The 26527-nt window shown below is 64.9% G+C and carries 23 protein-coding genes and 2 pseudogenes; 17 read left to right on the forward strand and 8 right to left on the reverse strand.

The features are described 5' to 3' along the window. Positions 1-492 precede the first annotated feature (492 nt). On the reverse strand, positions 493-873 hold the full coding sequence (locus G7Z99_RS09175) for a hypothetical protein (RefSeq protein ID WP_181093396.1): 381 nt from the start codon (positions 871-873) through the stop codon (positions 493-495). A gap of 146 nt (positions 874-1019) precedes the next feature. Between G7Z99_RS09175 and G7Z99_RS09180 the strand changes: the two genes are divergently transcribed. Then, complete coding sequence (locus G7Z99_RS09180; RefSeq protein ID WP_181093397.1) at positions 1020-1844, forward strand: shikimate 5-dehydrogenase; 825 nt, start codon at positions 1020-1022, stop codon at positions 1842-1844. 18 nt (positions 1845-1862) lie between these two features. Here G7Z99_RS09180 and G7Z99_RS09185 read toward each other — a convergent pair whose 3' ends face one another. The 3 genes from G7Z99_RS09185 to G7Z99_RS09195 all read right to left on the reverse strand — a co-directional run bounded on the left by G7Z99_RS09185 (position 1863) and on the right by G7Z99_RS09195 (position 3311). Then, positions 1863-2102: a hypothetical protein gene (locus G7Z99_RS09185; RefSeq protein ID WP_181093398.1), complete on the reverse strand. Its 240-nt coding sequence runs from the start codon at positions 2100-2102 to the stop codon at positions 1863-1865. 91 nt (positions 2103-2193) lie between these two features. Next, positions 2194-2715, reverse strand: coding sequence for a lactoylglutathione lyase (gene gloA, locus G7Z99_RS09190; protein WP_181093399.1), 522 nt, complete (start codon positions 2713-2715; stop codon positions 2194-2196). Between the two features lie 221 nt (positions 2716-2936). After that, positions 2937-3311 (reverse strand): histone-like nucleoid-structuring protein, MvaT/MvaU family, encoded by a 375-nt coding sequence (locus tag G7Z99_RS09195; protein WP_181093564.1) that lies wholly within the window; start codon positions 3309-3311, stop codon positions 2937-2939. 245 nt (positions 3312-3556) lie between these two features. Here G7Z99_RS09195 and cobF point away from each other — a divergent pair, with 245 nt between their 5' ends. After that, the gene (gene cobF, locus G7Z99_RS09200) at positions 3557-4303 is read left to right on the forward strand and encodes a precorrin-6A synthase (deacetylating) (protein WP_181093400.1); all 747 of its coding nucleotides are present in this window, start codon (positions 3557-3559) and stop codon (positions 4301-4303) included. A 36-nt stretch (positions 4304-4339) separates the two neighbouring features. Here the strand turns inward: cobF and G7Z99_RS09205 are convergent, their stop codons facing one another. After that, on the reverse strand, positions 4340-4687 hold the full coding sequence (locus G7Z99_RS09205; protein WP_181093401.1) for a response regulator: 348 nt from the start codon (positions 4685-4687) through the stop codon (positions 4340-4342). Positions 4688-5074: 387 nt separating this feature from the next. Between G7Z99_RS09205 and G7Z99_RS20280 the strand changes: the two are divergent. The 7 genes and pseudogenes from G7Z99_RS20280 to G7Z99_RS09235 all read left to right on the forward strand — a co-directional run. Beyond that, a pseudogene (locus G7Z99_RS20280) lies at positions 5075-5410 on the forward strand (CHASE3 domain-containing protein); the annotation flags it as partial. 120 nt (positions 5411-5530) lie between these two features. Beyond that, positions 5531-8416: pseudogene (locus G7Z99_RS09210) on the forward strand (response regulator); the annotation flags it as partial. Next, the gene (locus G7Z99_RS09215; protein WP_181093403.1) at positions 8413-9234 is read left to right on the forward strand and encodes a CheR family methyltransferase; all 822 of its coding nucleotides are present in this window, start codon (positions 8413-8415) and stop codon (positions 9232-9234) included. The pseudogene G7Z99_RS09210 and the gene G7Z99_RS09215, both read left to right, overlap by 4 nt. Then, complete coding sequence (locus G7Z99_RS09220; RefSeq protein ID WP_181093404.1) at positions 9231-9806, forward strand: chemotaxis protein CheB; 576 nt, start codon at positions 9231-9233, stop codon at positions 9804-9806. Before G7Z99_RS09215 ends, G7Z99_RS09220 begins: the two co-directional genes overlap by 4 nt. Continuing rightward, a complete protein-coding gene (locus G7Z99_RS09225; RefSeq protein ID WP_181093405.1) occupies positions 9800-11026 on the forward strand; it encodes a hybrid sensor histidine kinase/response regulator in 1227 nt (408 codons plus the stop codon). Before G7Z99_RS09220 ends, G7Z99_RS09225 begins: the two co-directional genes overlap by 7 nt. Before the next feature lie 45 nt (positions 11027-11071). Beyond that, positions 11072-11449, forward strand: a complete 378-nt coding sequence (locus G7Z99_RS09230; RefSeq protein WP_060394135.1) for a response regulator — start codon at positions 11072-11074, stop codon at positions 11447-11449. A gap of 32 nt (positions 11450-11481) precedes the next feature. Beyond that, positions 11482-12063: a flavin reductase family protein gene (locus G7Z99_RS09235; RefSeq protein WP_181093406.1), complete on the forward strand. Its 582-nt coding sequence runs from the start codon at positions 11482-11484 to the stop codon at positions 12061-12063. Positions 12064-12073: 10 nt separating this feature from the next. Here the strand turns inward: G7Z99_RS09235 and G7Z99_RS09240 are convergent, their stop codons facing one another. After that, positions 12074-12472 (reverse strand): heme-binding protein, encoded by a 399-nt coding sequence (locus G7Z99_RS09240; RefSeq protein ID WP_181093407.1) that lies wholly within the window; start codon positions 12470-12472, stop codon positions 12074-12076. A 156-nt stretch (positions 12473-12628) separates the two neighbouring features. On the opposite strand from G7Z99_RS09240, the gene G7Z99_RS09245 reads away from it, so the two are divergent. Continuing rightward, entirely contained in the window at positions 12629-15139 is a 2511-nt protein-coding gene (locus G7Z99_RS09245; RefSeq protein ID WP_258196990.1) for a PAS domain S-box protein, read from the forward strand. On the opposite strand, the gene G7Z99_RS09250 is transcribed toward G7Z99_RS09245, so the two are convergent. After that, positions 15136-17298: a GAF domain-containing hybrid sensor histidine kinase/response regulator gene (locus G7Z99_RS09250; RefSeq protein ID WP_181093408.1), complete on the reverse strand. Its 2163-nt coding sequence runs from the start codon at positions 17296-17298 to the stop codon at positions 15136-15138. The two genes, G7Z99_RS09245 and G7Z99_RS09250, sit on opposite strands and share 4 nt — an antisense overlap. A 498-nt stretch (positions 17299-17796) precedes the next feature. Here G7Z99_RS09250 and G7Z99_RS09255 point away from each other — a divergent pair, with 498 nt between their 5' ends. Beyond that, positions 17797-19767 carry a BCCT family transporter gene (locus G7Z99_RS09255; RefSeq protein WP_181093409.1) on the forward strand — a complete coding sequence of 657 codons (1971 nt, stop codon included), beginning with the start codon at positions 17797-17799 and terminating at the stop codon, positions 19765-19767. A 199-nt stretch (positions 19768-19966) separates the two neighbouring features. On the opposite strand, the gene yghU is transcribed toward G7Z99_RS09255, so the two are convergent. Next, entirely contained in the window at positions 19967-20806 is an 840-nt protein-coding gene (gene yghU, locus G7Z99_RS09260; RefSeq protein WP_181093410.1) for a glutathione-dependent disulfide-bond oxidoreductase, read from the reverse strand. Between the two features lie 233 nt (positions 20807-21039). Between yghU and G7Z99_RS09265 the strand changes: the two genes are divergently transcribed. The 6 genes from G7Z99_RS09265 to G7Z99_RS09290 are packed head-to-tail and all read left to right on the forward strand — an operon-like array spanning position 21040 to position 26461. Continuing rightward, a complete protein-coding gene (locus tag G7Z99_RS09265; RefSeq protein ID WP_181093411.1) occupies positions 21040-21885 on the forward strand; it encodes an STAS domain-containing protein in 846 nt (281 codons plus the stop codon). Between the two features lie 4 nt (positions 21886-21889). Then, on the forward strand, positions 21890-22252 hold the full coding sequence (locus G7Z99_RS09270; RefSeq protein ID WP_181093412.1) for an STAS domain-containing protein: 363 nt from the start codon (positions 21890-21892) through the stop codon (positions 22250-22252). Then, on the forward strand, positions 22249-22653 hold the full coding sequence (locus G7Z99_RS09275) for an anti-sigma regulatory factor (RefSeq protein WP_181093413.1): 405 nt from the start codon (positions 22249-22251) through the stop codon (positions 22651-22653). The genes G7Z99_RS09270 and G7Z99_RS09275 overlap by 4 nt, the downstream gene beginning before the upstream one ends. Further along, entirely contained in the window at positions 22650-23660 is a 1011-nt protein-coding gene (locus G7Z99_RS09280) for an ATP-binding protein (RefSeq protein ID WP_181093566.1), read from the forward strand. The genes G7Z99_RS09275 and G7Z99_RS09280 overlap by 4 nt, the downstream gene beginning before the upstream one ends. Beyond that, the gene (locus tag G7Z99_RS09285; RefSeq protein WP_181093414.1) at positions 23653-24525 is read left to right on the forward strand and encodes a sensor histidine kinase; all 873 of its coding nucleotides are present in this window, start codon (positions 23653-23655) and stop codon (positions 24523-24525) included. The genes G7Z99_RS09280 and G7Z99_RS09285 overlap by 8 nt, the downstream gene beginning before the upstream one ends. Continuing rightward, entirely contained in the window at positions 24515-26461 is a 1947-nt protein-coding gene (locus tag G7Z99_RS09290; RefSeq protein WP_181093415.1) for a response regulator, read from the forward strand. The genes G7Z99_RS09285 and G7Z99_RS09290 overlap by 11 nt, the downstream gene beginning before the upstream one ends. The last annotated feature ends 66 nt before the right edge of the window (positions 26462-26527 follow it).

Genomic DNA, 26527 nt, shown 5'->3' on the forward strand with positions numbered 1-26527 from the left:
ATACCGTTCGAACTGTTCGAGTGAGGGTGGAAGGCCCGAGCATATCTACAATGCGGGCTCGATGCCCTAGGAGCGGCTCTGCTTCATGGCCTTCCCTCGATGATCAGTCGAGAACTTTGGCCTGCAATGAGGCAAAAGTCGAGATACAAGGAGCGGCCCCTGTGCCGCGATGGGCCGCAAAGCGGCCCTAAAATCGATTAGCAGTAAGCCCCGGACCCTGCTAATTATCGTCATGTTCTCTGCGCGACAGCGCGGCGCCAAGGCGGCGGGCGGACTCCCACCGACCCACATTCGAGGCAACTGCCCGGTATCAGCCCACTGACTGGCCCCTGTGGGGGCGGGCTTGCCCGCGATGCAGACGCTGCCTGATCAGGTCCGGTCGCGGGCAAGCCGGTCATACACCCTGGACTGCACTGGCGTCACAACAGGCAAACGCGCTCCTGTTTACGCCTGGAGCCTTATCCAGGTCCAGCGTACTTACCCTGGCGCCTGTCACCAGCGCGGAGGGCCGTAGTACCCCGGCGGCGGACCGTAATGGCGGTAGTACTGCGGCGGTGGCGGCGGCGGCAGTACGCGCGTGTAGCGCTCGACGACATACGGCTGAGGCTGGTAGTACACCGGCGGCGGGGGAGCCTGGATGTAGACGGGGGCGGGCTCGTAGTAGACCGGTTGTCGCTCGTAATAGACCGGTTGCCGCTCGACGTACGCCGGCCGGTCGTGGCCACCTGAAACCACGGCCCCGACCACGGCGCCCACCACGGCGGCACCTAGCACCGGGCCTGCGCCGCGCCAGCCACCGCCATGGGCGGCGGCCGGGCCGCTGAAGGCCAGGATGCCGGTCAACAGGACCACGCCGGGAAGAAGACGGTTCATTGCTGCTATCCTCGCAAAACCCCAGGTTCGGGGACTGTCTATTTGACTGCCAAACCGCTTGCCCGAACACGCGCAATGGGTAAAGGTTGTGTAAGGCCCGACCAGCGGCCGACGCCTGCACACTCATCATCCAAGGAGCCCTGTCCATGACCGCCGTCCCCCCTAGCCGAGACACCGTACTGTGCATGTCGCTGGCCGGACGGCCCGGCACGTTCGGGGTGCGTTTTCACAACCACCTGTACCAACAGCTGGGGTTGGATTACTACTACAAGGCCATGAGCACCGATGACCTGCCTGCGGCCGTGGCGGGCATCCGTGCGCTGGGCATCCGCGGGTGCGGCGTGTCCATGCCTTACAAGGAAGCCTGCCTGGCCCTGGTGGATGAGCTCGATCCCTCGGCAGCTGCGATCGAATCGGTCAACACGCTGGTCAACACCGGGGGCCATCTCAAGGCCTTCAACACCGACTACCTGGCCATTCGCCAACTGCTCGACCTGCACCAGATCGACCCCACCACGGCCTTCGCCCTGCGTGGCAGCGGTGGCATGGCCAAGGCCGTGGCCTGCGCCTTGCGCGATGCGGGGTTCACCCAGGGCATGATCATTGCGCGCAATGAACAGGCAGGCCGCCACCTGGCCGACCTGTGCGGCTATCGATGGCAGTCGGAACTGGGCGACCTGTGCCCGCCCATGCTGGTGAACGTCACACCGATCGGCATGAGTGGCGGCCCCGAGGCCGAGCGGTTGGCATTCCCCGAGCAGGCCGTGGACGCGGCCGAACGGGTGATCGACGTGGTCGCGCTGCCAGCCCAGACACCCCTCGTGCGACGCGCACAGGCTGCCGGCAAACCGGTCATCACCGGGCTCGACGTGATTGCCTTGCAGGCGTTGGAGCAGTTCGTGCTCTACACCGGCATTCGCCCGGACGACGACCAGGTGGCCGCCGCCGTTGCCTATGCGCGTGAGGGCTGATCTCAAGGCCGATCGGCATCAGTGCGCAGGGCCGAGCTTCTGATCCACCAGCCAACGACCATGGGCCAGTGACGCGTGTTGCGCATTGTCCAGGTCGGCCATGAAATGCCCGCTATAGGGCAAGGGCACACGTCGACCGGTATGGCCGTCCGGGTCGGTGATGGCGCAGCCGCCTGCATAAGGCGTGACGAGCCCGGAGTGGGTCTCGACGCGTGCGGTAATGAGGTGATCGCGGTAGTGGCAGCTCAGGGTATGCATCGTCCTTACCTCGTCAAAGATGGTCGGGAAGTGCGGTCTCTCCGATATACCACGCGCAAGGGGCCAGGCAGGCCTGGCCCGACGAACGTACTTACAGGGCGGTAGGCTGGATGATCTCGACCCAGTAGCCGTCCGGGTCCTTGATGAAGGCGATGCTCTTCATGCGGCCATCGGTGAGGCGCTTCTGGAACGGCACGTCGAGCTGCTCGAAGCGTTCGCAAGCCGACTGGATGTCCGGCACGGACACGCAGATATGGCCAAAGCCACGCGGGTCGCTGTTGCCGTCATGATACACGGCGCCTTCTTCGTGCTCGGTGCCGTGATTGTGAGTCAGCTCGAGCACGCCGGGGATCGACTTCATCCACTCGGTGCGCTTGGCATCGTCTTCCGGGATCTGGGAGGCCTCTGCCAGTACCAGGAAGTACAGGCTGAACTTCGCCTCGGCGAAGTCACGCTTCTCGACCAAGGTGAACCCCAGGATACGGGTATAGAAGTCCAGCGAGCGGGTGATGTCCTTGACCCGCAACATGGTGTGGTTGAACACGAACTGCGCGGTGGCCGCATCCGGTTGCGCGGTGACACCTGGCAGGTGGGCGAGGGTTTGCAGGCTCATGGAAGCTCCAGGGCTAGGTCGGACGACAGGTCCGACGGTCAGACGAAGGTTCATGATACGGCAGTGAATCGATTGCGCAAATGAAAGCGCCCTGCTCGAGAGGAGCAGGGCGCTGGAAGAGAGGCCCGCATGTGCGGGCGCGTGATGGGGTCGCTAATCCGTTAGCTGGCTCAATGATGCAAGAGCCGCTGTGAAAAAAGTGTGAAGCGTGCGTCGATGAATCATGAGCGAACCCAACTTTCTACGGTATCGGCGCCATACTCCTGTTTCCAGGCTTTCAAGCCGCGGTGGTTGCCGCCTTTCGTCTCGATCAACTCACCGGAATGCGGGTTTTCGTAGACCTTGACCTGACGGGCGCGGCGCGTTGCCTTCTTGGGCGCACTGCCGGACTTTGGCGACGCCTGCTCGCGATGGTGCGGGTCGAGGATGTCGACGATGTCGTTCAGGCCTTTCTTGTAGCCTTTCATCAACTCCAGCAGTTTTTCTTCGAACTCGATTTCACGCTTGAGGCTGGCGTCTTGCTTCATCGATTCAAGTTGCGCGATTTGCGTCTGCAGGGCTTTTTCGGCAGCACGGAACTCAACAAGTCTGGACACGAGGGACACTCCTGGGCGTCGATCAATAAGGTGAAGTACGAAGAAGGTTGAAACACTCTACTTCAAATGCGTGGACACCTTCGAGTGTAGTAGCGACGATACGCCAGGTAAACTAAAACATTCTGTGTACGAGAAAGGAACTTTCCATACTTTTGCGCTGCACTGAAACGCCTTGCAAACTTGATAAGGCCAGGTGCATGTCATCGGCCTTCGAATGCCCATCCCTCTTTCAGGAACCTTCTTTCATGAAACGTTTGCTGCTGATCGGCATGGGGCCTGGTGATCCACGGCAGGTCACCTTCGAGGCGGTCGAGGCGATGCGCAGTGCCTCGGTGTTCTTCGTGCATGACAAGGGCGCGCGCACGGCCGACCTGCGCCAGGCGCGCATCGCCTTGCTGCATCGTTATCTCGAGCCTGACCGCTACCGTGTGGTCATGCTTCAAGACCCACGTCGTGACGTGCGCGAAGCGGATTATCAAGGCGCGGTCGGCGACTGGCACCGCCAGCGTGCATGCCTGTATGCCAAGGCGCTCGAGGACGAACTGGCGACCGACGCGGTCGGTGCGTTTCTGGTATGGGGCGATCCTGGGCTGTACGACAGTACGCTGCGCATCCTCGAGCACATCGTCCGACAAGGCGGGGCCTACGAAGTGGAGGTCATTCCGGGGATCAGCAGCGTTCAGGCGCTGGCAGCGCGTCACCAGGTGCCCTTGACCCGGCTGGGCCAGCCGCTGACGATTCTGCCAGGTCGGCAACTGGCGCAGTACCCGTCCGCGCACGACCGGGTGGTGATGCTCGACGGCAACTGCGCGTTCGCCGGGCTCGACGAGCCTGGCGTGTTCATCTACTGGGGCGCCTACCTGGGCAGCGCAGACGAAGTGCTCATCGCCGGCCCGTTGTCCGAGGTTCGCGAACGGATCCTCGAGACCCGCGACCGCTTGCGGCAAGAGAAAGGCTGGATCATGGACGTCTATCTGCTCAGGCGGCCCTGAGCCGCTTCGCCTGGGGTTGCGCCAGCGCCTGTCGACTCAGGCCAGGATGCTCTGCACCTTGTCCCGCAAGGCATCGATGCTGTAAGGCTTGCCGATCGAATGCATGCCTTCTGGCACCTGGAGGCTGTCGGCATAGCCGCTGGCGAACAGGATGGGCAGGTCGGGGCGCTCGGCCCGGACCTTGAGGGCCAGATCGGTACCTCTCATGTCCGGCAGGCCGACGTCGGTCATCATCAGGTCGACCACCGTGTCGGGATCGCTCAGGATCTTCAGCGCTGCGGCAGCGTCCTCGGCTTCCAGGACGGAATACGCCAGTTCGTCGAGCACTTCGACCGTCAACATGCGGACGATATCGTCATCTTCGACGACGAGCAGGGTGGGCATCATTAGAATCCTGTACGCAAATATTCTATATTCTGTGCCCCGCGAGGGGGCAGAAGTTCCGTCAGCATAACGTTGCCGTGGCAGCGAGGGAACGTTTGTCGCACGCGGGTTTCTGATTCCGGTCGAGCACAGCCCGGTCGTGCGCCTCTGGCCGCATCACCTGGCCGATGTCGACGCCAGCTTTGAGAGTACAAACCCTGTGCAGTTCGATCACGCGCACTTTTTTCTTCGGATCTTTCGTTCGGGCCTTCCTACATGATTCAAGCCGCCTCCATGGACCAGCGCAGTTTTCGCAAGCTGCTGGCGCGCAACGTCGGCCTGCCGCTGGGCTTGGGCCTGCTGGGCACCGTCGCCTTCGTCGGCGTGGTCGCCTACCTGTTGTCCGCGATGCAGTGGGTCGAGCACACCGACCGCACCATCGGTAACGCCAACGAGGCGGTCAAGCTGTCGATCGACCTGGAAACCGGCATGCGTGGCTTCCTGATCACCGGCAATGAAAGCTTCCTGGACCCCTACGAAGTGGCCAAGCCCCGCGTGCTCCAGGGGCTCGAGGACCTGCGCGAGCTGGTCGACGACAACCCGCAGCAGGTCGACCGGGTCAACCGCCTGATCGCGCTGCAGAACGCCTGGAACCAGTTCGCCAGCGAGATGATCGCGCTGCGCCGCAGCCAGGGCGCCTACCAGCAAGCCATCGGCAATGGGCGCGGCAAGCGCCTGACCGACGAGATCCGCCGCGAATTCGACGCGTTCATCAGCAGCGAACAGCAGTTGCGCTCCATGCGGCACGACACGGTCAGCACGGCCACCGTGACCGGCATCACCACCTTCATCCTGCTGCTGGTCTCGCTCAGCGGTCTGCTGGCCTACCTGGGTCGGCGCGATCTGCTGGCCCTGTCGGACAGCTACGTCGCCAACCTCCAGGCCCAGCAACGTGCTGCCGAACGCCTGGAACACCAGGCCTGGTTGCGCAATGGACAGACGCAACTGGCCGAGCAGGTGCTCGGTCAGCTCACCCTGGCGATGCTCGGGGACAACACGTTGCGGTTCTTCGCCAGTTACCTGGGCAGCGTGGTCGGGGCCTTCTACGTGCGTAACGCGCACGGCCAGCTGATCCGCGTGGCCAGTTATGGCCTGGGCGCCGAGGCGCAGGCGCGTGACCAGGTGCTCCAGGGCCACGAGGGCCTGCTGGCCCAGGTCGTCGGGCAAGGGCGGCAACTGCGCCTCGACACGCTGCCGGCCGATTACTACCGACTCAGCTCCGGCCTCGGTGACGGCCTGCCGCGCAGCGCGCTGCTGGTGCCGACGCGCGACGATGGGCAGGTCAACGGCGTGCTCGAACTGGGCTTCCTGCGTCCGCTGTCCGATCGCGACACCGAACTGCTCGAGCAGGTGGCGGACAACCTCGGCCTGTCGATCGAGACCGCGCGCTATCGTCAGCGCCTGCAGGAGGTGCTGGCCGAGACCCAGCAACTCAACGAGGAGCTGCAGGTCCAGCAGGAAGAACTCAAGACCGCCAACGAAGAACTCGAGGAACAGTCACGTGTGCTCAAGGAGTCCCAGGCCTACCTGGAGACGCAGCAGGCCGAGCTGGAGCAGACCAACGAGCAGCTCGCCGAGCGCACCGATGCGCTGGACCTCAAGAACAACGAGCTCAACCAGGCGCAGATCGAGCTGCAGGCCCGGGCCGATGCCTTGCAGCAGTCGAGCCGCTACAAGTCCGAGTTCCTCGCCAACATGTCCCATGAGCTGCGCACGCCGCTCAACAGTTCGTTGATCCTGGCCAAGTTGCTGGCCGAGAACGGCCAAGGCAACCTCAGCGCCGACCAGGTGAAGTTCGCCGAGTCGATCTATTCGGCCGGCAATGACCTGCTCAACCTGATCAACGACATTCTCGACATCGCCAAGGTCGAGGCCGGCAAGCTCGACATGCGTCCGGAGCATACCCCGGTGACGCGCCTGGTCGGCGGCTTGCAGTCGATGTTCGAGCCGCTGGCCCAGGACAAGGGCCTGACCTTCGAAGTCAGCCTCGAACCGGACGTGCCGGCAGCCCTGTTCACCGACCGCCAGCGCCTGGAACAGATCCTCAAGAACCTGCTGTCCAATGCCATCAAGTTCACCGACAAAGGCCGCGTCAGCCTGACGGTCAGCCCTGCACCTGACCAGGGCCTGGTGTTCGCCGTGCGTGACAGCGGCATCGGCATTCCTGCCGATCAGCACGAAGCCATTTTCGGGGCCTTCCACCAGGTCGACGGCACCAGCAACCGACGCTTTGGCGGCACGGGCCTGGGGTTGTCCATTTCCCGCGACCTGGCGCGTCTGCTGGGCGGGCAGATCCAGGTCAGCAGTACGCCAGGGGAGGGCAGCCTGTTCAGCCTCACGCTGCCCGCGCATTACGAGCCCGGCGAAACGCTCGCACCCAAGAAAGAAGCACCCGTACCTGCGGCGCTGCCCGCCGCGCTGGCAGTGCCCGTGGCACTGCCGCAAGCGCCGGTGGTACGGGTCGCGCCGACCTTCACCGACGACCGGCAGCATGCGCCTTTCGACAAGCGCTGCATCCTGGTGATCGAGGACGAGCCGAACTTCGCCCGCATTCTCTATGACCTGGCCCATGAGCTGGGCTACCACTGCCTGGTCGCCCACGCCGCCGACGATGGTTTCGAGCTGGCCGCCCGCTACATCCCCGATGCCATCCTGCTGGACATGCGCCTGCCAGACCATTCCGGCCTCACCGTGCTGCAACGGCTCAAGGAACAACCCGACACACGGCACATCCCGGTGCACATCATCTCGGTCGAGGACCGGGTCGAGGCCGCCATGCACATGGGCGCGGTGGGGTATGCGGTCAAGCCGGCCAGTCGCGAGCAGCTCAAGGAGGTCTTCGGTCGTCTCGAGGCCAAGCTGACGCAGAAGCTCAAGCACATCCTGCTGGTGGAGGACGACGCGCTGCAACGCGAGAGCATCGCCATGCTGATCGGCGACGAAGACGTGGAGATCACTGCAGTCGGTACGGCCGGCGAAGCCCTGGAACTGCTCCATGCCCACGTCTACGACTGCATGATCATCGACCTCAAGCTGCCGGACATGCTCGGCAACGAGCTGCTCAAGCGCATGACCACCGAGGACATCCGCGCCTTCCCGCCGGTGATCGTCTACACCGGGCGCAACCTGACCCGCGACGAAGAAGCCGACCTGCTCAAGTACTCGCGCTCGATCATCATCAAGGGCGCCCGGTCGCCCGAGCGCCTGCTCGACGAGGTCACGCTGTTCCTGCATAAGGTCGAATCGCAGCTCTCCCACGAGCGCCAGCGCATGCTCAAGACCGCTCGCAGCCGCGACAAGGTGTTCGAGGGGCGCAAGATCCTGCTGGTCGATGACGACGTGCGCAACATCTTCGCTCTCACCAGCGCGCTGGAGCACAAGGGCGCCCATGTGGAGATCGGCCGCAATGGCCGCGAAGCCATCGAGCGGCTCGAGCAGCACGACGACATCGACCTGGTGCTGATGGACGTGATGATGCCGGAGATGGACGGCTACGAGGCCACCCGGTTGATTCGCCAGCGTCCCGAATGGCGCAAGCTGCCGATCATCGCCGTCACGGCCAAAGCCATGAAGGACGACCAGCACCGCTGCCTGCAGGCGGGCGCCAACGACTACCTGGCCAAGCCGATCGACCTTGACCGACTGTTCTCCCTGATCCGCGTCTGGCTGCCGCAACTGGAGCGAATTTGAGTACCCACAGCAATACCGATATCGAGATCCGGCTGCTGATCGAGGCGATCTACCTCAAGTACAGCTACGATTTCCGCGACTACTCGGGTGCGTCGATCAAGCGGCGCATCCAGCACGCACTCGGCCAGTTCGACTGCCGCACGGTTTCGGCCCTGCAGGAGCGCGTGCTGCACGATCCGGCGATGTTCATGCAGCTGCTGCAGTACCTGACGATTCCGGTCAGCGAAATGTTTCGCGACCCAGGGCACTTCCTGGCGCTGCGCACCGAGGTGGTGCCGTTGCTGCGCACCTGGCCATCGATCAAGGTCTGGATCGCCGGATGCAGCACGGGCGAGGAGGTCTATTCGATGGCGATCCTGTTGCGCGAGGAAGGGCTGCTCGAGCGCACGATCCTCTATGCCACCGACATCAACCCCAGCTCGCTGGACAAGGCCAAGCAGGGCATCTATGCCTTGAACGACATCGAGCAGTACGCCGATAACTATCGCCTGGCCGGTGGCCGCCGCGATTTCGCCGACTACTACACGGCCGCCTATGACCACGTGATCATGGATGGCAGCCTGCGCGAAAACGTCACCTTCGCGGATCACAGCCTGGCCACCGACAGTGTGTTTTCCGAGACGCAGCTGGTGTCTTGCCGCAATGTGCTGATTTATTTCAATAAAAGCTTGCAAGACCGTGCCTTCGGCCTGTTTCATGAGTCGCTGTGTCATCGCGGCTTCCTGTTGCTCGGCAGCAAGGAGTCGGTCGACTTCTCGGCCTACAGCGGTCGTTTCACGCAGCTGGTCAAGCCTGAACGGATCTACCGCAAGTCATGAAGGCGATCCGTGCGGTGGTCATCGGCGCCTCGGCAGGCGGCGTCTCGGCACTGTTTCAGGTGCTCGGTGCGCTGCCTCAGGCCTTCGCCTTGCCGGTGGTGTGTATCCTGCACCTGCCCGAAGGGCGGCCCAGTCATCTGGCCGAGGTCCTGCAACGGCGCTTGTCGCGCCCGGTCTGCGAAGCCCTGGACAAGGCCACGCTCGAGCCGGGTTGGATCTACGTGGCAGGGCCGGGGTATCACCTGTCGATCGAGCGCGACTTCAGCCTGTCGTTGAGCCAGGAGGCACCGGTGCACCATTCGCGCCCGGCCATCGACCTGCTCTTCGAGTCGGCAGCCGACGCCTATGGCGAGGCGCTGCTGGGGGTCTTGATGACCGGTGCCAACGAAGACGGGGCCCGTGGCCTGGCCTGTATCAAACGCAAGGGTGGTCGGACCGTGGTCCAGGATCCTCGTGATGCCGAGGTCAGTCTGATGCCCGAGGCCGCGTTGGCCCTGCACCAGCCTGACCATCTTCTTACCCTGAGCGGTATCGGGCAGTTGCTCGCTACCCTGGAATCGAGCGCATGTTGAACACCATCACCGCCAAGCTACTGATCGTCGACGATCTGCCGGAGAACCTTCTGGCACTCGACGCCTTGATCCGGGGCGACCGCCGCGAGGTCCATCAGGCGCTGTCCGCCGAGCAGGCGCTGATGCTGCTGCTCGAGCACGAATTCGCCCTGGCCATTCTCGACGTGCAGATGCCGGGCATGAATGGCTTCGAGCTGGCCGAGCTGATGCGTGGCGCGGAGAAGACCAAACACATCCCGATCGTGTTCGTCAGCGCCGCAGGGCGTGAGATGAACTACGCGTTCAAGGGCTACGAAAGCGGCGCCGTGGATTTCCTGCACAAGCCGCTGGACACCCAGGCGGTGAAGAGCAAGGTCTCGGTGTTCGTCGACTTGTACTGTCAGCGGCAGATCCTCGGCCGGCAGCTCGAGGCGATCGAACGCAACCGACAGGAGCAGGCCGTGCTGCTGGAGCAGTTGCAGTCCACCCAGACCGAGCTGGAGCGGGCGGTGAGCATGCGCGACGACTTCATGTCGATCGTTTCGCACGAGCTGCGCACGCCGCTCAATGGCCTGATCCTCGAAACCCAGTTGCGCAAGATGCACTTGATCAACGGGAACCTGGAGGCTTTCTCGCTCGACAAGCTCAAGGCCATGACCGAGCGCGACGAACGCCAGATCAACAGCCTGATCCGGCTGATCGACGACATGCTCGACGTTTCGCGCATTCGTACCGGCAAGCTGTCGATCAGGCCCGACACCTGTGAACTGGATCGGGTGGTGCAGGCGCTGGTCGAAAACTTCGAAGCCCAGGCCGCCGCACTGGGCACCACCATCGAGCTGGAGCCTTGCGAGACCTTGTGCGGCTGCTGGGATGCGCTGCGCATCGAGCAGGTGCTGGCCAACCTGCTGTCCAATGCCCTGCGTTATGGCGAGCAGCGTCCGGTGCAGGTGCGCGTGTTCGAGCAGGACGGCATGGCCTGCGTGCAGGTCCAGGATCAGGGCATCGGCATCAGCCTGGCCAACCAGCAGCGGATCTTCCAGCAGTTCGAACGTGTGGCCCAGAGCCGGTCGGTGGCCGGGCTGGGGTTGGGCCTGTACATCTCCGACCAGATCGTCCAGGCCCACGGCGGGCGCATCGAGGTCCACAGCGAAGAAGGCCAGGGTTCGCGGTTCAGCATCTGGCTGCCGCTGCCCAAGTCCCTACATGAAACTGGTCAGGTGCAGGCAACCTCTGCGTGACCTCAAGGTCGTATGGCCAATCCTGTCGAATATCTAGGTTTTGAAATGAGTGAAGATGCACAAGATGTCGTACTGATCGTCGAGGACGAGGAGGCGATCCGCATGATCTTGCGCGATTACCTCGCCGGCGAGGGGTATCACGTGCTGGTGGCGGAGAACGGCGAGCAGGCGTTTGCCATCCTGGCGAGCAAGCCGCACCTTGACCTGATGGTCACTGATTTTCGTCTGCCCGGCGGTATCTCCGGCGTGGAAATCGCCGAGCCGGCGGTCAAGCTGCGGCCCGACCTGAAGGTGATCTTCATCAGCGGCTACCCGGCCGAGATCCTCGAATCCAACAGCCCGATCACCCGCAAGGCACCGATCCTGGCCAAGCCGTTCGACCTCGATACCCTGCGCAGCAAGATCCACGACCAATTGCGCTGACGCGTGCGTCAGCGAGAGGCAGAACCTGATCGATGAATGAACACGTTCGGCCGGTAGCGCTGGAAAAAGCCTACCGCCTGCTCAACCATGGCCCCACCGTGCTGGTGTCGGCCCGGCACGACGGCGTCGACAACGTCATGGCCGCCGCCTGGGCCTGCGCCCTGGACTTCGCGCCGCCAAAGGTCACCATCGTCCTCGACAAGATCGCCCACACGCGTGCCCTGGTCGAGGCCAGCGGCTGGCTGGCGCTTCAGGTGCCCACGGTCGGGCAGGCCGCCTTGACGCATCAGGTCGGCACGCACAGCCTGCTCGACCGACCGGACAAGCTGGCGTCCAGTGGCGTGGTGCTGCACCCGGTGGACGGCTACCCGGTGCCTCTGGTCGAGGGATGCTCGGCCTGGCTGATGTGCCGGGTGATCGACGAGCCGCACAACCAGCAGACCTACGACCTGTTCATCGCCGAGGTGGTGGCCGCCTGGGCCGATGACCGGGCGTTTCGCGACGGGCATTGGCTGTTCGAGCACGCTTCGCCGGCCTGGCGCAGCCTGCACTACATTGCAGGCGGCCAGTTCTATGCCATTGGCGAACCCGTGGTGATCGATCCGCAGGCGTGAGTCGGTCAGCCTACAGCGCGCCGACCCCGACCTTGGCGATCTCGGCATCCTGCTCGGCCTGTACGCCCGAGACGCCGATGGCGCCGATCACCAGGCCGTCGACCACGACCGGGACGCCCCCTTCGAGGGAGGTCAGGTGGGGCGCGGTCACGAAGGCCGTGCGGCCCTCGTTGACCATGCGCTCGTACTGCACCGTCTCACGCCGGCCCAGCGCTGCGCTGCGCGCCTTTTCCAGCGCGATGTAGGCACTGGCCGGTGCGCAACCGTCGAGTCGCTCCAGGGCCAGCGGGTGGCCGCCATCGTCGACGATGGCGATGCACACGGACCAGTGATGGTCGCTGGCATGCTGCCGGGCGGCCTGCAGCATGCGCAGGATGTCCTTGTGGTCCAGTACCGATTTGCTGTGCATGAGGTGCTCCGTGCCGTAGGGAAAGGCGGCAGTATGGCACCCGTGACGACCTGTCGCACGACGGTGCCCCGACAGATTGAACGTACCGCCAACAATACGCTCCTATGCACAGACGGCAACCAGATGCCCAGACCGAAGAATGCCGGGCACGCTGACATGACACGATCCTTCACCCCAGACATGACCTGCATCGATCGCGAACAACCGGGCTTCCTGCGCCAAGGCGGCGACGTCGCGCGGTTGTTGTGCCAATCCTCGTCCGTGACGCCGCTCCTGGGCGCACCGCACGACTGGCCCATGGCGCTCAAGACCGTCATGGCCACGCTCCTGCCGTCCAAGGCGCAGATCGTGCTGTTCTGGGGGCCTGAATACATCGCGCTGTACAACGATGCCTATGCGCCGACCATCGGCGCAAAGCACCCCCATGCCCTGGGCCGTCCGGCGATCGAACACTGGCGAGAGCTGTGGGATGACCTGGAGCCGCTGCTGCGCGGTGTGCGCGAAACGGGCGAGACGTTCTCGGCCACGGACCGCCCGTTCTATATCGAGCGCCATGGCCTGGGCGAAACCGCCTGGTTCGACGTGTCGTACTCGGCCGTGCACGATGAACACGGCGAGGTCGGCGGGGTGTTGTGCATCGTCACCGAGACCACCGAACGCGTGCAGTTCCAGCGGCGCCAGGCCTCGCTGTTGGCCCTGAGTCGGTCATTGCTCACCCTCAGCGACCCCGAGCAGATCCAGCGGGCAGGCCTGTGCCAGCTGGGGCGGGACCTGGAGGCCGCACGCCTGAGCCTGCTTCGCTGCGACACGCGCGATGAGCCGTGGCATGTCTGTGAAGCCTGGGCCGAGGCGGGCACGTGGCCTGCGGACGTCCCGCTGTGCCCTGTGTTCGACGCGGCGACACTCGACGCCTTGCAGCAGGATCGCGTGGTCCAGGACCACGTGGTCAGCCAAGGGCATCGCTCGACGGCCTTGTACGTGCCGATCCATCGCGCCGAGCGACTCGAGGCCTTGCTCGTGGTGCACATGCGCGACACTCGCCTGGTGCGCGAGCAGCAAGTGCAGTGGCTGGACGAGGCCGGCAAGCACATCTGGGCGGCCGCCGTTCATGCCCGCGCCGAACAGGCGCTCAAGGCCAGTTCCACGCAGTTGGCGGCCATGTTCGAGCAAGCCAGTGCAGGGATCGTCCTGTGCGACCGTACCTGGACCATCACGCGGGCCAACGACCGCTACTGCGACATGCTCGGACGCACGCGTGCCAGCGTGCTCGGCACCCGCCTGCAGGACCTTCCCGATGCCTGGATGACCGATCTGGGTGCTGCCCGGCATGTCGGCCCGCGCCAGGTCACCCGTTGCGTGCTGCGTCCCGACGGCCAGCCGGTGTGGGTGCAGTTGCAGGTCACCCGGCTGCTTCACGAGCAGGACGAACTGGCAGGCATGCTGTGCATGTGCATCGACGTCACCGCACGCGTTCAGGCCCAGGCCGAACTGCTGGCGTTGAACGAAAGCCTGGAGGAGCGCGTGGCCAGTGCCCTGGCCGAGCGCGAGGCGACCCTGGCCGAGCTGCACGAAACCCGCAAGATGGAGATGGTCGGCCAGTTGACCGGCGGCATCGCCCATGACTTCAACAACATGCTCACGCCCATCATCGCCTCCCTGGAGCTGCTGCGCCTGCGCCACGACGACCCGCGCAGTACGCGGCTCACCGATGGCGCGCTGCAGGCCGCCGATCGTGCGCGCACCCTGGTCGGTCGGCTGCTGAGCTTCGCCCAGCGGCAGACCCTCAAGCCTCAGTCGGTTTCGCTGGCCACGCTCATCGGCGACATGCGCGAGCTGATCGGGCGCTCCCTGGGGCCGACCATCGAGATCGGGCTGGACATCAATGCCTGCCTGCCCTCGGTGACCGTCGACCCGCACCAGTTGGAACTGGCCATCCTGAACCTGGTGGTCAACGCGCGTGATGCCATGCCCCAGGGTGGGCGGCTGACCCTCAGCGCGGGCGTGGAAGCCCACACGGCGCAAGGTATCCCCAGCGTCTGGCTGCGCGTCGCGGACACCGGTGTCGGCATGAGCGAAGAGGTGCTCGCCCGCTGTATGGAGCCGTTCTATTCCACCAAGACCATCGGCAAGAGCACTGGCCTTGGGCTGCCGATGGTGCAGGGTCTGGCCTTGCAGTCGCAAGGCGACTTCAGCATCCGGTCCACGCAAGGGCAGGGCACCGAGGTCAGCATCTGGTTGCCGGCCAGCCAGGCCGCGTGCGCCAGCCCGTGCGAGTCGTCCAGCGAGACGCCCATGGCTCGGCAGGTGACCCGTGTGCTGCTGGTCGATGACGAAGACATCGTGCGTCACGCCACCTGCCTGCAACTGCGTACCCTGGGCTATGACGTCACCGAAGTGGGCAGCGCGGCCTGCGCACGTGAGTTGATCGAACAAGGCCTGGGGGTGGACGTGCTGGTCACCGACCACATCATGCCGGACATGACCGGTGCGCGCTTGGCCTGCCTGGTGCGGCAACAGCGACCGGAGTTGCCCGTGCTGATCATCACCGGTTACGCCAACCTGTCGCCCGACGAATTGCAGGATTTCGACGTCCTGCGCAAGCCGTTCCGCCGGGCCGAGCTGGCGCAGAGCCTGGCACGCCTGATGACTGCCAGCGTGGTGTCCTAGGCGTCGACCTGATCCAGGAGCTTGTCCAGCAGCGCACAGACCTGCTCGGCGGAATAAGGCTTGGCGATGAACGGAAAACCCTGCACGCCGCGCTCGGCGATGACGTCGCTGTAGCCCGAGGTCAGGATCACCGGCAGTTGAGGATGGCGTCGACGGATCGCCTTGGCCAGCGCCAGGCCGTTCATGCCCGGCATCATCACGTCCGAGAAGACCACGTTCACGCAGAGGTCGTGGCTGTCCAGCAGATCGAGCGCTTCTTCGCCCGTGCGTGCCCAGCTGACCCGATACCCATGGTCCTGAAGGATTTGCTCGGCGAAGCTGCCGATGTCCAGGTTGTCCTCGACGACCAGCACGTGACTGCGCGCAGCCTCCCGTGACGACCGCTGGACGTCGGCAACCGGCACCGGGGCCGAGCGCTCTGGCGAAGTGACCTGCGGCAAGTACAGGGTGAACGTCGTGCTCTGCCCAGGCTCGCTGCGTACCTGCACCTCGCCGCCCGACTGCTTGGCGAAGCCGAAGACCTGCGACAGCCCCAGGCCGGTCCCTTGCCCGGAAGCCTTGGTGGTGAAGAAGGGGTCGAAGATGCGTTCGATCAACTCGGGGGCGATGCCCGTACCGGTGTCGATCACCGAAATCGCTGCGAAGCGTCCGAGCAAGGGCGGGTGCCCGCGCATGCTGGGCACGGCATGGTCGGGGTGCAGGCACAGGCGCAGCACGCCTTCACCGCCCATCGCATCGCGCCCATTGAGCACCAGGTTGACGATGGCGGTTTCGAGTTGCGCCAGGTCGGCGTGGATGTAGCAGGGTGCGTCGGGCAGCGTCAGCGCGATCTGCAACCGTGACCCGATGGCGGCGTCGAGCATGTCGGCGATCGCCGCCAGGCGCGGTGCGGCGGCGAAGGTTTCTGGCACCAGGGCCTGACGCCGCGCGAAGGCCAGCAGTTGCCCCGTCAGCTTGGCGCCGCGGTCGACCGAGTCGGCCATGGTCTTGATGTAGCGCGTACGCCGTGCTTCGTCCAGGTCCGGGCGCTTGAGAAAGTGGATCGACGAGCGAATGATGGTCAGCAGGTTGTTGAAGTCATGCGCGACGCCGCCCGTCAGCTGGCCGATGGCCTCGAGCTTCTGCGACTGGCGCAGCGCCGCCTCGGCATGTTGCAGCTGGGCCGTGCGTTCACCGACACGCTGTTCGAGCGTGGCATTGAGCGTGGCCAGGGCCGACGCTGCCGCCCGCGCCTCGGCGAACGACTGCACACGCTGGATGTGGGCCCAGCACCGTTCGGTGACTTCGCGGATCAGCGCCTGCTCGTATACGCTCCACACACGCGGCGCACGGTCATTGACGGCCATCAGCGCGATCAGACGGCCGTCCTTGAACAGCGGCATGCACACCGAGGCATGGATGCCGAGCTGCTGGTAGCTGACAGCGTCCGCAAGTGGCAGCTCGTCGAGCGCGTTGATCACCAGAGGCGCACCGGCACGCAGGCGACTCACCGCCAGGCTGCCGAAGCGTGACAGGTGATAGTGCCCGATCAGGCGCGGAGCGTCGTCCGCCACCCAATCGCCATCGATGCTGAAGCAGTCCTGGTCGGCATCCATCATGCCGTAGCCGCAGCTGGACAGGTTCAGCTGTTCGCCCAGCATGCGCGTGGTGGTGGCCATGATCAGGGCCGGATCGGTGGCGCTGGCGACGGCCCGGCCCAGGGTGTCGAGAAAGTGCAGGCGCTGGTTGGCCAGGACGGTCGCCGTCGTCTCGGTGACGGTGTCGAGCAGGCCGACCACATGGCCTTCGTGGTCACGGATGGGGCTGTAGCAGAAGGTGAAATAGGCCCGTTCAGGGCTGCCGCTGCGGTCGATGACCAGCGGGAAATCCTCGATGTAGAAAGCCTCACCCTGCAGGGTGCGCCGGGCCATGTCGCTGATGTCGCTCCAGGCCTCTTCCCAGACCTGGCTGAAGGGCCGGCCGAGCGCGGAAGGCTTGTCGCCCAGGATGGTGGCGAAGGCATCGTTGTGGAACGTCAGCAGGTCGGGCCCCCAGAGCACGGCCTGTGGGAAGCGAGAGGCCAGGCACAGTGCCAGGGTGGTCTTGAGCGTGTCCGGCCAGTGTTCGAGTGGCCCAAGGGGGAAGTCGGTCCAGTCGTGATTACCAATGCGGTCCGCCATGAAACCGCCACCTTCCAACCATCGTGCCCTGTACATCGTGATTCCTGTTTGCTCGAGCGTTTACTGACAGGCCATAGGGTGCACCGAGACGCCCGCCAAAGGCGAGTGATTTTCGTCGGCGTTCGAGAGGCCAGGCGCCCTGCTCATGGGGTGGCAGCGATGCTGCGGCTGCCTTCGTGGCACCGTACGACACCCTGTCACTGCCTGGCCGCTCGGTAGACAATACGCCTGGCGAACGCATGCAAGGGGTGCTCCGATTGTCCTGTCGGGTGGCCTCGGGGGGCGTCCTGTGTTTTCATGCCTTCCCTTCGGGAAGCCACGGATGTGGTGAATCGTATCAAGGGCACCGCTCGCTCGACGCTTGTCGAGTGGCTTCGCGCAGCGCGCCCGGCGTCGTTCAGCGTCTTGGTTCTCAGAGGCGAACGTCCTGGTAGGCCGCCGGTCGGAGTGTTAGCGCAAGCATAAAGCGTTGCCGTCGCATCAAGGAGTTGCCTATTAATGAATAAGAAGAACGAACCCGCCGAACTTGCCAAAATCAACCCGCCGGTCTTCTGGATCTCGGCGATCATCTTGCTGGTTCTGGTGCTGTACGCCAGTCTCTTTCATACCCATGCGCAAAACCTGTTCGCCACGATTCAAGGCTGGATCATCGGTAACGTCAGTTGGTTCTACATTCTCGCAGTCGCCGTGATCCTGGGCACCGTGGTGTTTCTGGCGGTCAGCCGCTACGGCGACATCAAGCTCGGGCCTGACCACAGCACGCCCGACTACAGCAGCACCACCTGGTTCGCCATGCTGTTCTCGGCCGGCATGGGCATCGGTTTGATGTTCTTCGGTGTTGCCGAGCCGGTGATGCATTTCGCCAAGCCTCCTTATGGCGACGGTGGAACGATCCAGGCGGCAGGCGAGGCCATGCGCATCACCTTCTTCCATTGGGGCCTGCATGCCTGGGCGATCTACGCCATCGTGGCGCTGATCCTGGGGTATTTCAGCTACCGTCATGGGCTGCCGCTGACCTTGCGTTCGGCGCTCTACCCCTTGATCGGGGAGCGTATCTACGGGCCGATCGGCCACGCCGTGGACATCTTTGCGATCATCGGCACGGTGCTGGGGGTGGCCACTTCACTCGGCTTCGGCGTCGCGCAGATCAACACCGGGCTCAACGCCCTGTTCGGGCTACCGGTATCGATCCCGATCCAGATCGCCTTGATCATCGGCACCACGTTCCTGGCAACCCTGTCGGTGGTGTCCGGCCTGGACAAGGGCGTGCGCCGGTTGTCCGAGCTGAACCTGGGGTTGGCGGTACTGCTGATGCTGATGGTGATCGTGCTCGGCCCGACCGTGCTGATCCTGCAGACGTTCGTGCAGAACACCGGGGGCTACCTGAGCGAGATCGTCAGCCGCACCCTGAACCTCTACGCCTATCAGCCAAGCGACTGGATCGGTGGCTGGACGCTGTTCTACTGGGGCTGGTGGCTGGCGTGGTCACCGTTCGTGGGGCTGTTCATCGCGCGGATTTCGCGGGGTCGCACCATCCGCGAGTTCGTGACCGGTGTGCTGCTGGTACCCAGCGGTTTCACCCTGTTGTGGATGACCGTGTTCGGTAACACCGCGATCCACATGATCCTCGATCAGGGGCTGACCGACCTGGCGCAGGCGGTGGATACCGACACGTCACTGGCGTTGTTCGCCTTCCTCGAGCACTTCCCGTTCGCGTCCGTCATCAGCACGTTGGCCATCGTCATGGTCGTGGTGTTCTTCGTCACTTCAGCCGACTCCGGGGCCATGGTGGTCGACATGCTGGCATCCAACGGGCAGGGCAACACGCCAGTCCGTCAGCGCATCTTCTGGGCGTCGAGCATGGGCCTGGTGGCTATCGCGCTGTTGCTGGCCGACGGCCTCAAAGCGCTACAGGCCGCCACCATCGCCAGTGCCTTGCCCTTCACCATCGCACTGCTGTTCAGCATGCGCGGCCTGCTCAAGGCGCTCAAGCTCGATGCCACCAAGCGCGGTCTGCGTCACCAGGCCCTGGCCATCTCACCGACGGCCTCGCGCAATGCCAGCAACTGGCAACGCCGCTTGCGGACCCTGGCCATGTTCCCTCGCCGTTCGCACGTGCAGCGTTTCATCGCCGAAGTGGGTCGCCCTGCCTGCGAGTCGGTGGCCGAGGAGTGGCGCCGCCAGGGGTACGAGTGCAGCGTGGACGAAGGCGAGGAGGGCAGCGTGATCCTCAAGGTCGGCCCGACGGACGACCCGTTCCTCTACGAGATTCGTCCTCATGCCTACGCCATGCCCAGCTTCGTGATGAGCGACACGCCGAACGAAGAGCGCAAGTACTTCCGTGCCGAAGTGCATTTGCGTGAAGGGGGGCAGGACCACGATGTGATGGGCTGGTCGAAGGACGAGGTCATTGGCGACATCCTCGACCACTTCGAACGGCACATGCATTACCTGCACCTGGTAGGTTGAGAAAAGACGGGCAGGCCCGCCCCCACGGGGTGGGCCAGTCAGTAGGCCAACGTCTGGCGGTTGCTTGGAATGAGGGCCAGTAGGAGCTGGCTTGCCAGCGATAGGGCCCGAGCCCGCTTCTACACATTGGCACTGCCGGGGGCACACGTGGCGACGATACTGGCGTCTCCCACGGCGCCCTGGGCGTGTTTCCTCCCTGTCAGTCCAGGTCCGCCGCCGAATGCCGCTCCGGCACCTGGCTGCCTTCCTCGCCCCACACCCGGTTCACCCGTGTGCCGCGCTTGACCGCCGGACGTTCGGCGATCGTCTTGGCCCAGCGCTGCACGTTCGGGTACTCCTGCACCGACAGGAACGTGGCCGCGCCGTACAGGTTGCCCAGCACCAGCTGCCCGTACCAGGGCCAGACCGCGATGTCGGCGATGCTGTAGTCGTCACCGCCCAGGTAGGCGCTTTCAGCCAGTCGACGCTCCAGCACGTCCAGCTGCCGCTTGGCCTCCATGCTGAAGCGATCGATGGCGTACTGGATCTTCTGCGGCGCGTAGACGTAGAAATGCCCGAAGCCGCCGCCCAGGTAGGGCGCCGACCCCATCTGCCAGAACAGCCAGTTCAAGGTTTCGGTACGGGCCGCGTGTTCACGGGGCAGCAGCGCACCGAATTTTTCAGCCAGGTACAGCAGGATCGAGCCGGATTCGAACACCCGCACCGGCGGCTCGACACTGCGGTCGAGCAAGGCCGGGATCTTGGAGTTCGGGTTCACGCCGACGAAACCACTGGAGAATTGGTCGCCCTCGCCGATACGAATGAGCCAGGCATCGTATTCGGCGTCGGCGTGCCCCAGGGCCAGCAGTTCTTCCAGGGCGATGGTGACCTTAACCCCGTTGGGGGTGGCCAGGGAGTACAGCTGCAACGGGTGCTCGCCGGTCGGCAGCGTCTTGTCATGGGTCGGGCCTGCCACGGCGCGGTTGGTGCTGGCGAACTTGCCCTCGGGCGAAGAAGGCTCGGTCCAGACGCGCGGGGGGACGTAGTCGGTGTCGCTCATGCAGTCGGTCTCCTGTGATCGAAAGAGGTCGCGTGAAACGGTCGCGTGAAACGGTGGACCGCACAGGTATGACATGGGTTCGCGCGCAGCGGCAAGCCATGGCGGCTTCCTGTAAGATGGCTCGATGCAATTATTCATCCGCGCGCACAACTATCCCGTGGCGCGGTGGTCACTGTCAGCACGTTGGCCCATGCCCCCTCGGCACGGGCCGCATCACCCTTCAGGAGCGCACCATGGCAGTACTGCACGACAGCACGTTGCACACCCTCAAGCAGCATCAAGCGCAACTACTGAGCGAGTGGGTTGCCGACCTCGAGACCCGCGGTGCGACCCGCAATCTCAGGGAGCACGACATCCGTCAGCAGACCACCGAGTTTCTGCAACTGCTGCTCGAAGGCCTGAGCGGTGATGCCGACATCGGTGGCGCCCACTGGGAGCAGACCCGTCGGTTCCTCGACAAGCTGTCGACCTCCCGTGCGCAGCAGGGCCATGACTCGCACCAGACGGCCTCGTTCCTCTTTGCCTTGAAAGGCCCGCTGTTCCGCCTGCTGCAACAGACCTTGCGCGAGCAACCTGCCGAGCTGACCACGCAACTGCTGAGCGTCTCGGAACTGCTCGACAGCCTGGGCCTGCATACCCTGCGCACTTACCAGAAGTCCCGCGAAGGCGTGATCAAGCGCCAGCAGGAAGAACTGCTCGAACTCTCGACGCCAGTCGTCAAGCTCTGGGACGGCGTGCTCGCCTTGCCCTTGATCGGCACCCTCGATTCGCAGCGCAGCCAGACCGTGATGGAGTCGCTGCTCCAGCGCATCGTCGACACCGGGGCGGAAATCGCCATCATCGACATCACCGGTGTGCCCACGGTCGATACCCTGGTCGCCCAGCATCTGCTCAAGACCGTCACGGCCATTCGCCTGATGGGCGCCGACGCGATCATCAGCGGCGTGCGGCCGCAGATCGCCCAGACCATCGTGCACCTGGGCCTGGACCTCGGCGCGTTGACCACCAAGGCCAGCCTGGCCGATGCCCTGAAGCTGGCGCTCAGCCGCCTGGGTGTCGACATCGGCAAGCGAGCGTAAGGACATGGAGCGCATCCCGATCTTGCAGATGGGCGAGTTCCTGCTGGTGACCATCCAGGTCGACATGTATGACCAACTGGCGCTGCGCTTGCAGGACGACTTGAGCGAACGTATCAGCCAGACCAGCGCGCGTGGCGTGTTGATCGACATCTCGGCGCTGGACATGGTCGACTCGTTCATCGGCCGGATGATCGCCAACATTTCCGCGTTGGCACGCATCATGGACGCCGAGACGATGGTGGTCGGCATGCAGCCGGCAGTGGCCATCACCCTGGTCGAACTGGGCCTGACCTTGCCGGGCGTGAGCACGGCGCTGAACGTCGAGCGCGGCATGGCGCAACTGCGCCTGCGCGTGAATGCGCGATGAGGCTGCGTGACAGCGGGACGCTACCGGTGCGTCTCGAGCAGGACGTGGTACTGGCCCGGCAACTGGTGCGCAAGCTGGCCAGCGAGGCCGGCATGCGCCTGGTCGATCTCACCAAACTGGTGACGGCCGTCAGTGAGCTGGCCCGCAACACGGTCGTCTATGGTGGGGGCGGGGACATGGACTGGAGCGTGCTGGAAGACGGCGTGCAGGTCGGTGTCCGGCTGCTCTTTCGCGACGAAGGCCCCGGCATCCCCGACCTCAAGCTGGCCCTGACCGATGGCTGGACCTCGGGCAATGGCATGGGCCTGGGCCTGACCGGCGCGCGTCGTCTGGTCGATGAGTTCGAGCTCGACACCACGCCCGGCAAAGGCACCCGGATCACGATCACCCGATGGACATGATCATTTCGGCTTCACTGACCCAGGTGCTGCCCATCGATGACGACAGCCAGGTCGGCCATGCCCGGCGCAGTGTCCAGCGTCTGGCCGAGCAGCAGGGCTTCGACGAGGTGAACGCCGGCCGCGCGGCGCTGGTCGCCACCGAGCTGGCCACCAACCTGATCAAGCATGCAGGCCAGGGCGTGCTGCATGTGCGCACGCTGCCTGGGCCCTCAGGCAACGGCCTCGAGCTGCTGGCCATCGACCGGGGGCAGGGCTTCGATGCCGACCTGTGCATGGCCGATGGCTATTCCACCTGTGGCACCCAAGGCCTGGGCCTGGGCAGCATCTCGCGCTTGACGCAGGTCTGCGACCACTACAGCGACGCCCGCGGCACCGTGGTGCTGGCGCGGCTGTACCCTCGCGCCGGCACCTGCGTGGACCTGCGCTTCGGCGTCAGCCAGCATTCGTTGCACGACGACCCGGCCTGTGGCGATACCTGGGCGCTGGCGATGACCGAGCAGGGCGTTGCCGCGCTGGTGATCGATGGACTGGGCCATGGCGAGGACGCCGAGGCGGCGGCGCACGCTGGTGCCGCCGTGTTCGAGGCGACGCCGTTCGCCGACCTGCAGGGCGCCATCGCGGCGATGCACCAGGCCATGCTCGGCACTCGTGGCGGCGCAGTGGCCTTGGCACGCTACGAACGGGCACGCCGTCATTTCAGTTTCGCCGGCATCGGCAACATCAGTGCCAGCCTGGTCGAAGGCACCCGTGCGCAGGGGCTGGCCTCGCACCCGGGCATCGTCGGCGGGCACTACCGCAAGGTGCAGGTGTTCGACTACGCTGAGCCCAGCGCACGCTGGCTGATCCTGCACAGCGACGGCTTGCAGTCGCGCTGGAACCTCAACGACTACCCTGGCCTGGTGCATTGCCATCCGGCCGTGATCGCTGCCGTGTTGCACCGCGACTTCTGCCGAGGGCGGGACGATGTGACGGTCGTGGTCATCGACCTGGAGAGCCCCCATGGCTGAGCCCTGCGCGAACGCCACCGAACAGGCGCTGCTGAACCAGCGCCTGCAGGTCGAGAACGAAGCCCTGCGCGCCGAACTCGACGAAACCAACCAGGGCGTGCTGGCGCTCTATGCCGAGCTGGACACCCAGGCCGAGCAACTGCGTCAGGCGTCGGACCTCAAGAGCCGCTTTCTGTCCTACATGAGCCATGAGTTCCGCACGCCGCTGGGCTCGATCCTGAGCATCACCAGCTTGCTGGCCGACGAGCTGGACGGGCCCTTGAGCCCCGAGCAGCACAAGCAGGTGGCCTTCATCAGCAATGCGTCGCGCGAACTCAGCGACATGGTCGACGACCTGCTCGACCTGGCCAAGATCGAAGCAGGGCGCATCACCATCTCGCCAGCCTGGTTCGACATGCTCGACCTGTTCGCCGCCTTGCGCGGCATGTTCCGGCCGATCGTCGACACCACGGCGGTCGACCTGATCTTCGAAGAACCGGTAGGCCTGCCGCGCCTGTACACCGATGACAAGAAGCTGGCGCAGATCCTGCGCAACTTCATTTCCAATGCGGTCAAGTTCACCTTGCGTGGCGAGGTCCGCATCTCGGCCCAGCTCGAAGGCGTCGACCGCGTGCGTTTCGCGGTCAGCGACACGGGCATCGGTATTGCCCAGGAGCTGCATGGCACCGTGTTCGAGGACTTCGCCCAGGTCGACTCGCCCTTGCAGAAGAAGCTGCGCGGCACGGGCCTGGGGTTGTCGTTGTGCAAGCAGTTCGCCGCGCTGCTCGGGGGCAGCGTCAGGGTCGAAAGTGTGCCAGGGGTCGGCTCGACCTTCTCGGTGATCATCCCGTTGGCACTGGCCCAGGAGAGTGCCGATGGGCTCTGACGTTCGCCTGCTGATCGTCGATGACAACGCCGCCACCCGCTACGCCTTGCGTCGTCGGCTGGACCAGCACGGCTACCGCATCCTCGAGGCGGCCACGGGCACCGAGGGCCTGGCGCTGCTCGACAGCCAGCCGATCGATGCGCTGATCCTCGACGTCAACCTGCCGGACATGAGCGGCTTCGACATCGTCCGCCGCCTGCGCGCCGACAGCCGTACCGCGCTGCTGCCGGTGATCCACGTGTCGGCCGCCTCGATCATGACCGGCGACATCATCACCGGCCTGAACGCTGGTGCCGACGCCTACCTGGTGCACCCGGTGGACACGGACGTGCTGCTGGCGACCTTGCGCACGCTGTTGCGGGTCCGCGATACCGAGCGTGCGCTGCGTGAGAGCGAGGCGCGCTTTCGCGAGATCTTCACCCACGTCTCGGCACCGATCGCCGTGCTCGATGCCGACTTCAAGGTCCACGAGTGCAACGAGGCGTTCGCCGGCATGATCCAGGACAACCACGGCCGAGAGCGGCTCGAGGCCTGCTTCGCACCGGGTCAGGAGGCCACGCTGGAGGCATTGCGCGAGCACCTGCTGCACGGGACACGCTGGAAAGGCACCCTGGTGATGAACGTGAAGGGCGAGCAGCGTGACGCCGAATGGCAATTGTCGCCGTACCGCGAGCAGGGCCTGAGCCTGGCGTTCATCGAGGACGTCACCGAGCACCGCCACCGCGAGCGTTCGCACCTGGCCCGACTCGACGACGCCACCACCCAGCTGGCCCATGAAGTGGCCGAGCGGGCCCGGACCGAAGCGCAGTTGCTGCAGCTGCAGAAGATGGACGGGCTGGGGCGGCTGACCGGCGGCATCGCCCACGACTTCAACAACCTGCTCACCGGCATCATCACCAGCCTGGAGCTGATCCGCAAACGCCTGGCCGATGGCCGCAGCGAGCGCGTCCCGATGTACACCGAGGCGGCGCTCAACTCCGCCATGAGCGCCGCAGCCCTGACGCACCGTCTGCTGGCGTTCGCCCGCCAGCAGCCGCTCGACACCCGGGCGGTGGACGTCAACGAACGCGTGCAGTCGCTCGAAGAGCTGCTGGGGCGCACCATCGGTGAACGCATCGACCTCAGGCTGCACCTGAGCGCCCAACCGGTGGTGGCCCTGGTCGACCCGGTGCAGCTGGAAAGCGCGGTGCTCAACCTGGTCATCAACGCGCGTGATGCCTTGCCCCGGGGCGGGCGAATCTGGGTGGAAACCGCGACCACCCGCGCCCTCGGCGACCCGAACCTGGTGGATGGCAGCTACGTCACGGTGACCGTGCGCGATGACGGCACCGGGATCGACCCAGGCGTGCTGGACAAGGTGTTCGATCCGTTCTTCACCACCAAGCCCCTGGGGCAGGGAACGGGCCTGGGGCTGTCGACCATCTACGGGTTCGCTCGCCAATCCGGCGGTCATGTGGCCATTCGCAGTGCCATCGGCCGTGGCACCGAGGTGATGCTGATGCTGCCGGCCAGTGCTCAGCCTGCCGTCGGTGTGCAGCCTGAGCCGCTGCCCGATCGCCAAGGCGCGGGCGAGCATGTGCTGATCGTCGAGGACATGGCCTCGGTGCGGCTGTCGGTGGCCGAAGTGCTGCGTGATGCCGGTTACCGCTGCACCTTGGCCGAAAGCGCGGCCCAGGCGTTGGCGTACCTGGAGGCCGACGGCAGCATCGAGCTGCTGCTCACCGACGTCGGTCTGCCGGGGCTGAACGGCCGGGAACTGGCCGATCGTGCCCGTGCGCTACGGCCGGCGTTACCGGTCTTGTTCATGACCGGGTACGCCGAGACCGCACTGGATCGCCAGGCGTTTCTGGGCGAGGGCATGGACATGCTGATCAAACCGTTCCAGATCGGGGAGCTGCTGGAGAAGGTGGGGCAAGGGGTGATGCGTGCAGGGTGAGCGCGCTGGTGGGTCGAGCGGGCGTGTTCAGCTTGGCGTGGCCCATGAAATGGCTGATCTCATGGG

The sequence above is a fragment of the Pseudomonas entomophila genome, assembly GCF_013523165.1.
Lineage (GTDB): Bacteria > Pseudomonadota > Gammaproteobacteria > Pseudomonadales > Pseudomonadaceae > Aquipseudomonas > Aquipseudomonas entomophila_A.

Bases quoted from the DNA above. Each gene is read 5' to 3' on its own strand.
- G7Z99_RS09230 (WP_060394135.1), top strand. From the start codon at position 11,072: ATGAGTGAAGATGCACAAGATGTCGTACTGATCGTCGAGGACGAGGAG.
- G7Z99_RS09175 (WP_181093396.1), bottom strand. From the start codon at position 873: ATGAACCGTCTTCTTCCCGGCGTGGTCCTGTTGACCGGCATCCTGGCC.
- G7Z99_RS09225 (WP_181093405.1), top strand. From the start codon at position 9,800: ATGTTGAACACCATCACCGCCAAGCTACTGATCGTCGACGATCTGCCG.
- yghU (WP_181093410.1), bottom strand. From the start codon at position 20,806: ATGAGCGACACCGACTACGTCCCCCCGCGCGTCTGGACCGAGCCTTCT.
- gloA (WP_181093399.1), bottom strand. From the start codon at position 2,715: ATGAGCCTGCAAACCCTCGCCCACCTGCCAGGTGTCACCGCGCAACCG.
- G7Z99_RS09250 (WP_181093408.1), bottom strand. From the start codon at position 17,298: ATGGCGGACCGCATTGGTAATCACGACTGGACCGACTTCCCCCTTGGG.
- G7Z99_RS09180 (WP_181093397.1), top strand. From the start codon at position 1,020: ATGACCGCCGTCCCCCCTAGCCGAGACACCGTACTGTGCATGTCGCTG.
- G7Z99_RS09275 (WP_181093413.1), top strand. From the start codon at position 22,249: ATGAGGCTGCGTGACAGCGGGACGCTACCGGTGCGTCTCGAGCAGGAC.
- G7Z99_RS09220 (WP_181093404.1), top strand. From the start codon at position 9,231: ATGAAGGCGATCCGTGCGGTGGTCATCGGCGCCTCGGCAGGCGGCGTC.
- G7Z99_RS09255 (WP_181093409.1), top strand. From the start codon at position 17,797: ATGAATAAGAAGAACGAACCCGCCGAACTTGCCAAAATCAACCCGCCG.
- G7Z99_RS09265 (WP_181093411.1), top strand. From the start codon at position 21,040: ATGGCAGTACTGCACGACAGCACGTTGCACACCCTCAAGCAGCATCAA.
- G7Z99_RS09235 (WP_181093406.1), top strand. From the start codon at position 11,482: ATGAATGAACACGTTCGGCCGGTAGCGCTGGAAAAAGCCTACCGCCTG.
- G7Z99_RS09205 (WP_181093401.1), bottom strand. From the start codon at position 4,687: ATGCCCACCCTGCTCGTCGTCGAAGATGACGATATCGTCCGCATGTTG.
- G7Z99_RS09285 (WP_181093414.1), top strand. From the start codon at position 23,653: ATGGCTGAGCCCTGCGCGAACGCCACCGAACAGGCGCTGCTGAACCAG.
- G7Z99_RS09270 (WP_181093412.1), top strand. From the start codon at position 21,890: ATGGAGCGCATCCCGATCTTGCAGATGGGCGAGTTCCTGCTGGTGACC.
- cobF (WP_181093400.1), top strand. From the start codon at position 3,557: ATGAAACGTTTGCTGCTGATCGGCATGGGGCCTGGTGATCCACGGCAG.
- G7Z99_RS09280 (WP_181093566.1), top strand. From the start codon at position 22,650: ATGATCATTTCGGCTTCACTGACCCAGGTGCTGCCCATCGATGACGAC.
- G7Z99_RS09185 (WP_181093398.1), bottom strand. From the start codon at position 2,102: ATGCATACCCTGAGCTGCCACTACCGCGATCACCTCATTACCGCACGC.
- G7Z99_RS09240 (WP_181093407.1), bottom strand. From the start codon at position 12,472: ATGCACAGCAAATCGGTACTGGACCACAAGGACATCCTGCGCATGCTG.
- G7Z99_RS09245 (WP_258196990.1), top strand. From the start codon at position 12,629: ATGACACGATCCTTCACCCCAGACATGACCTGCATCGATCGCGAACAA.
- G7Z99_RS09290 (WP_181093415.1), top strand. From the start codon at position 24,515: ATGGGCTCTGACGTTCGCCTGCTGATCGTCGATGACAACGCCGCCACC.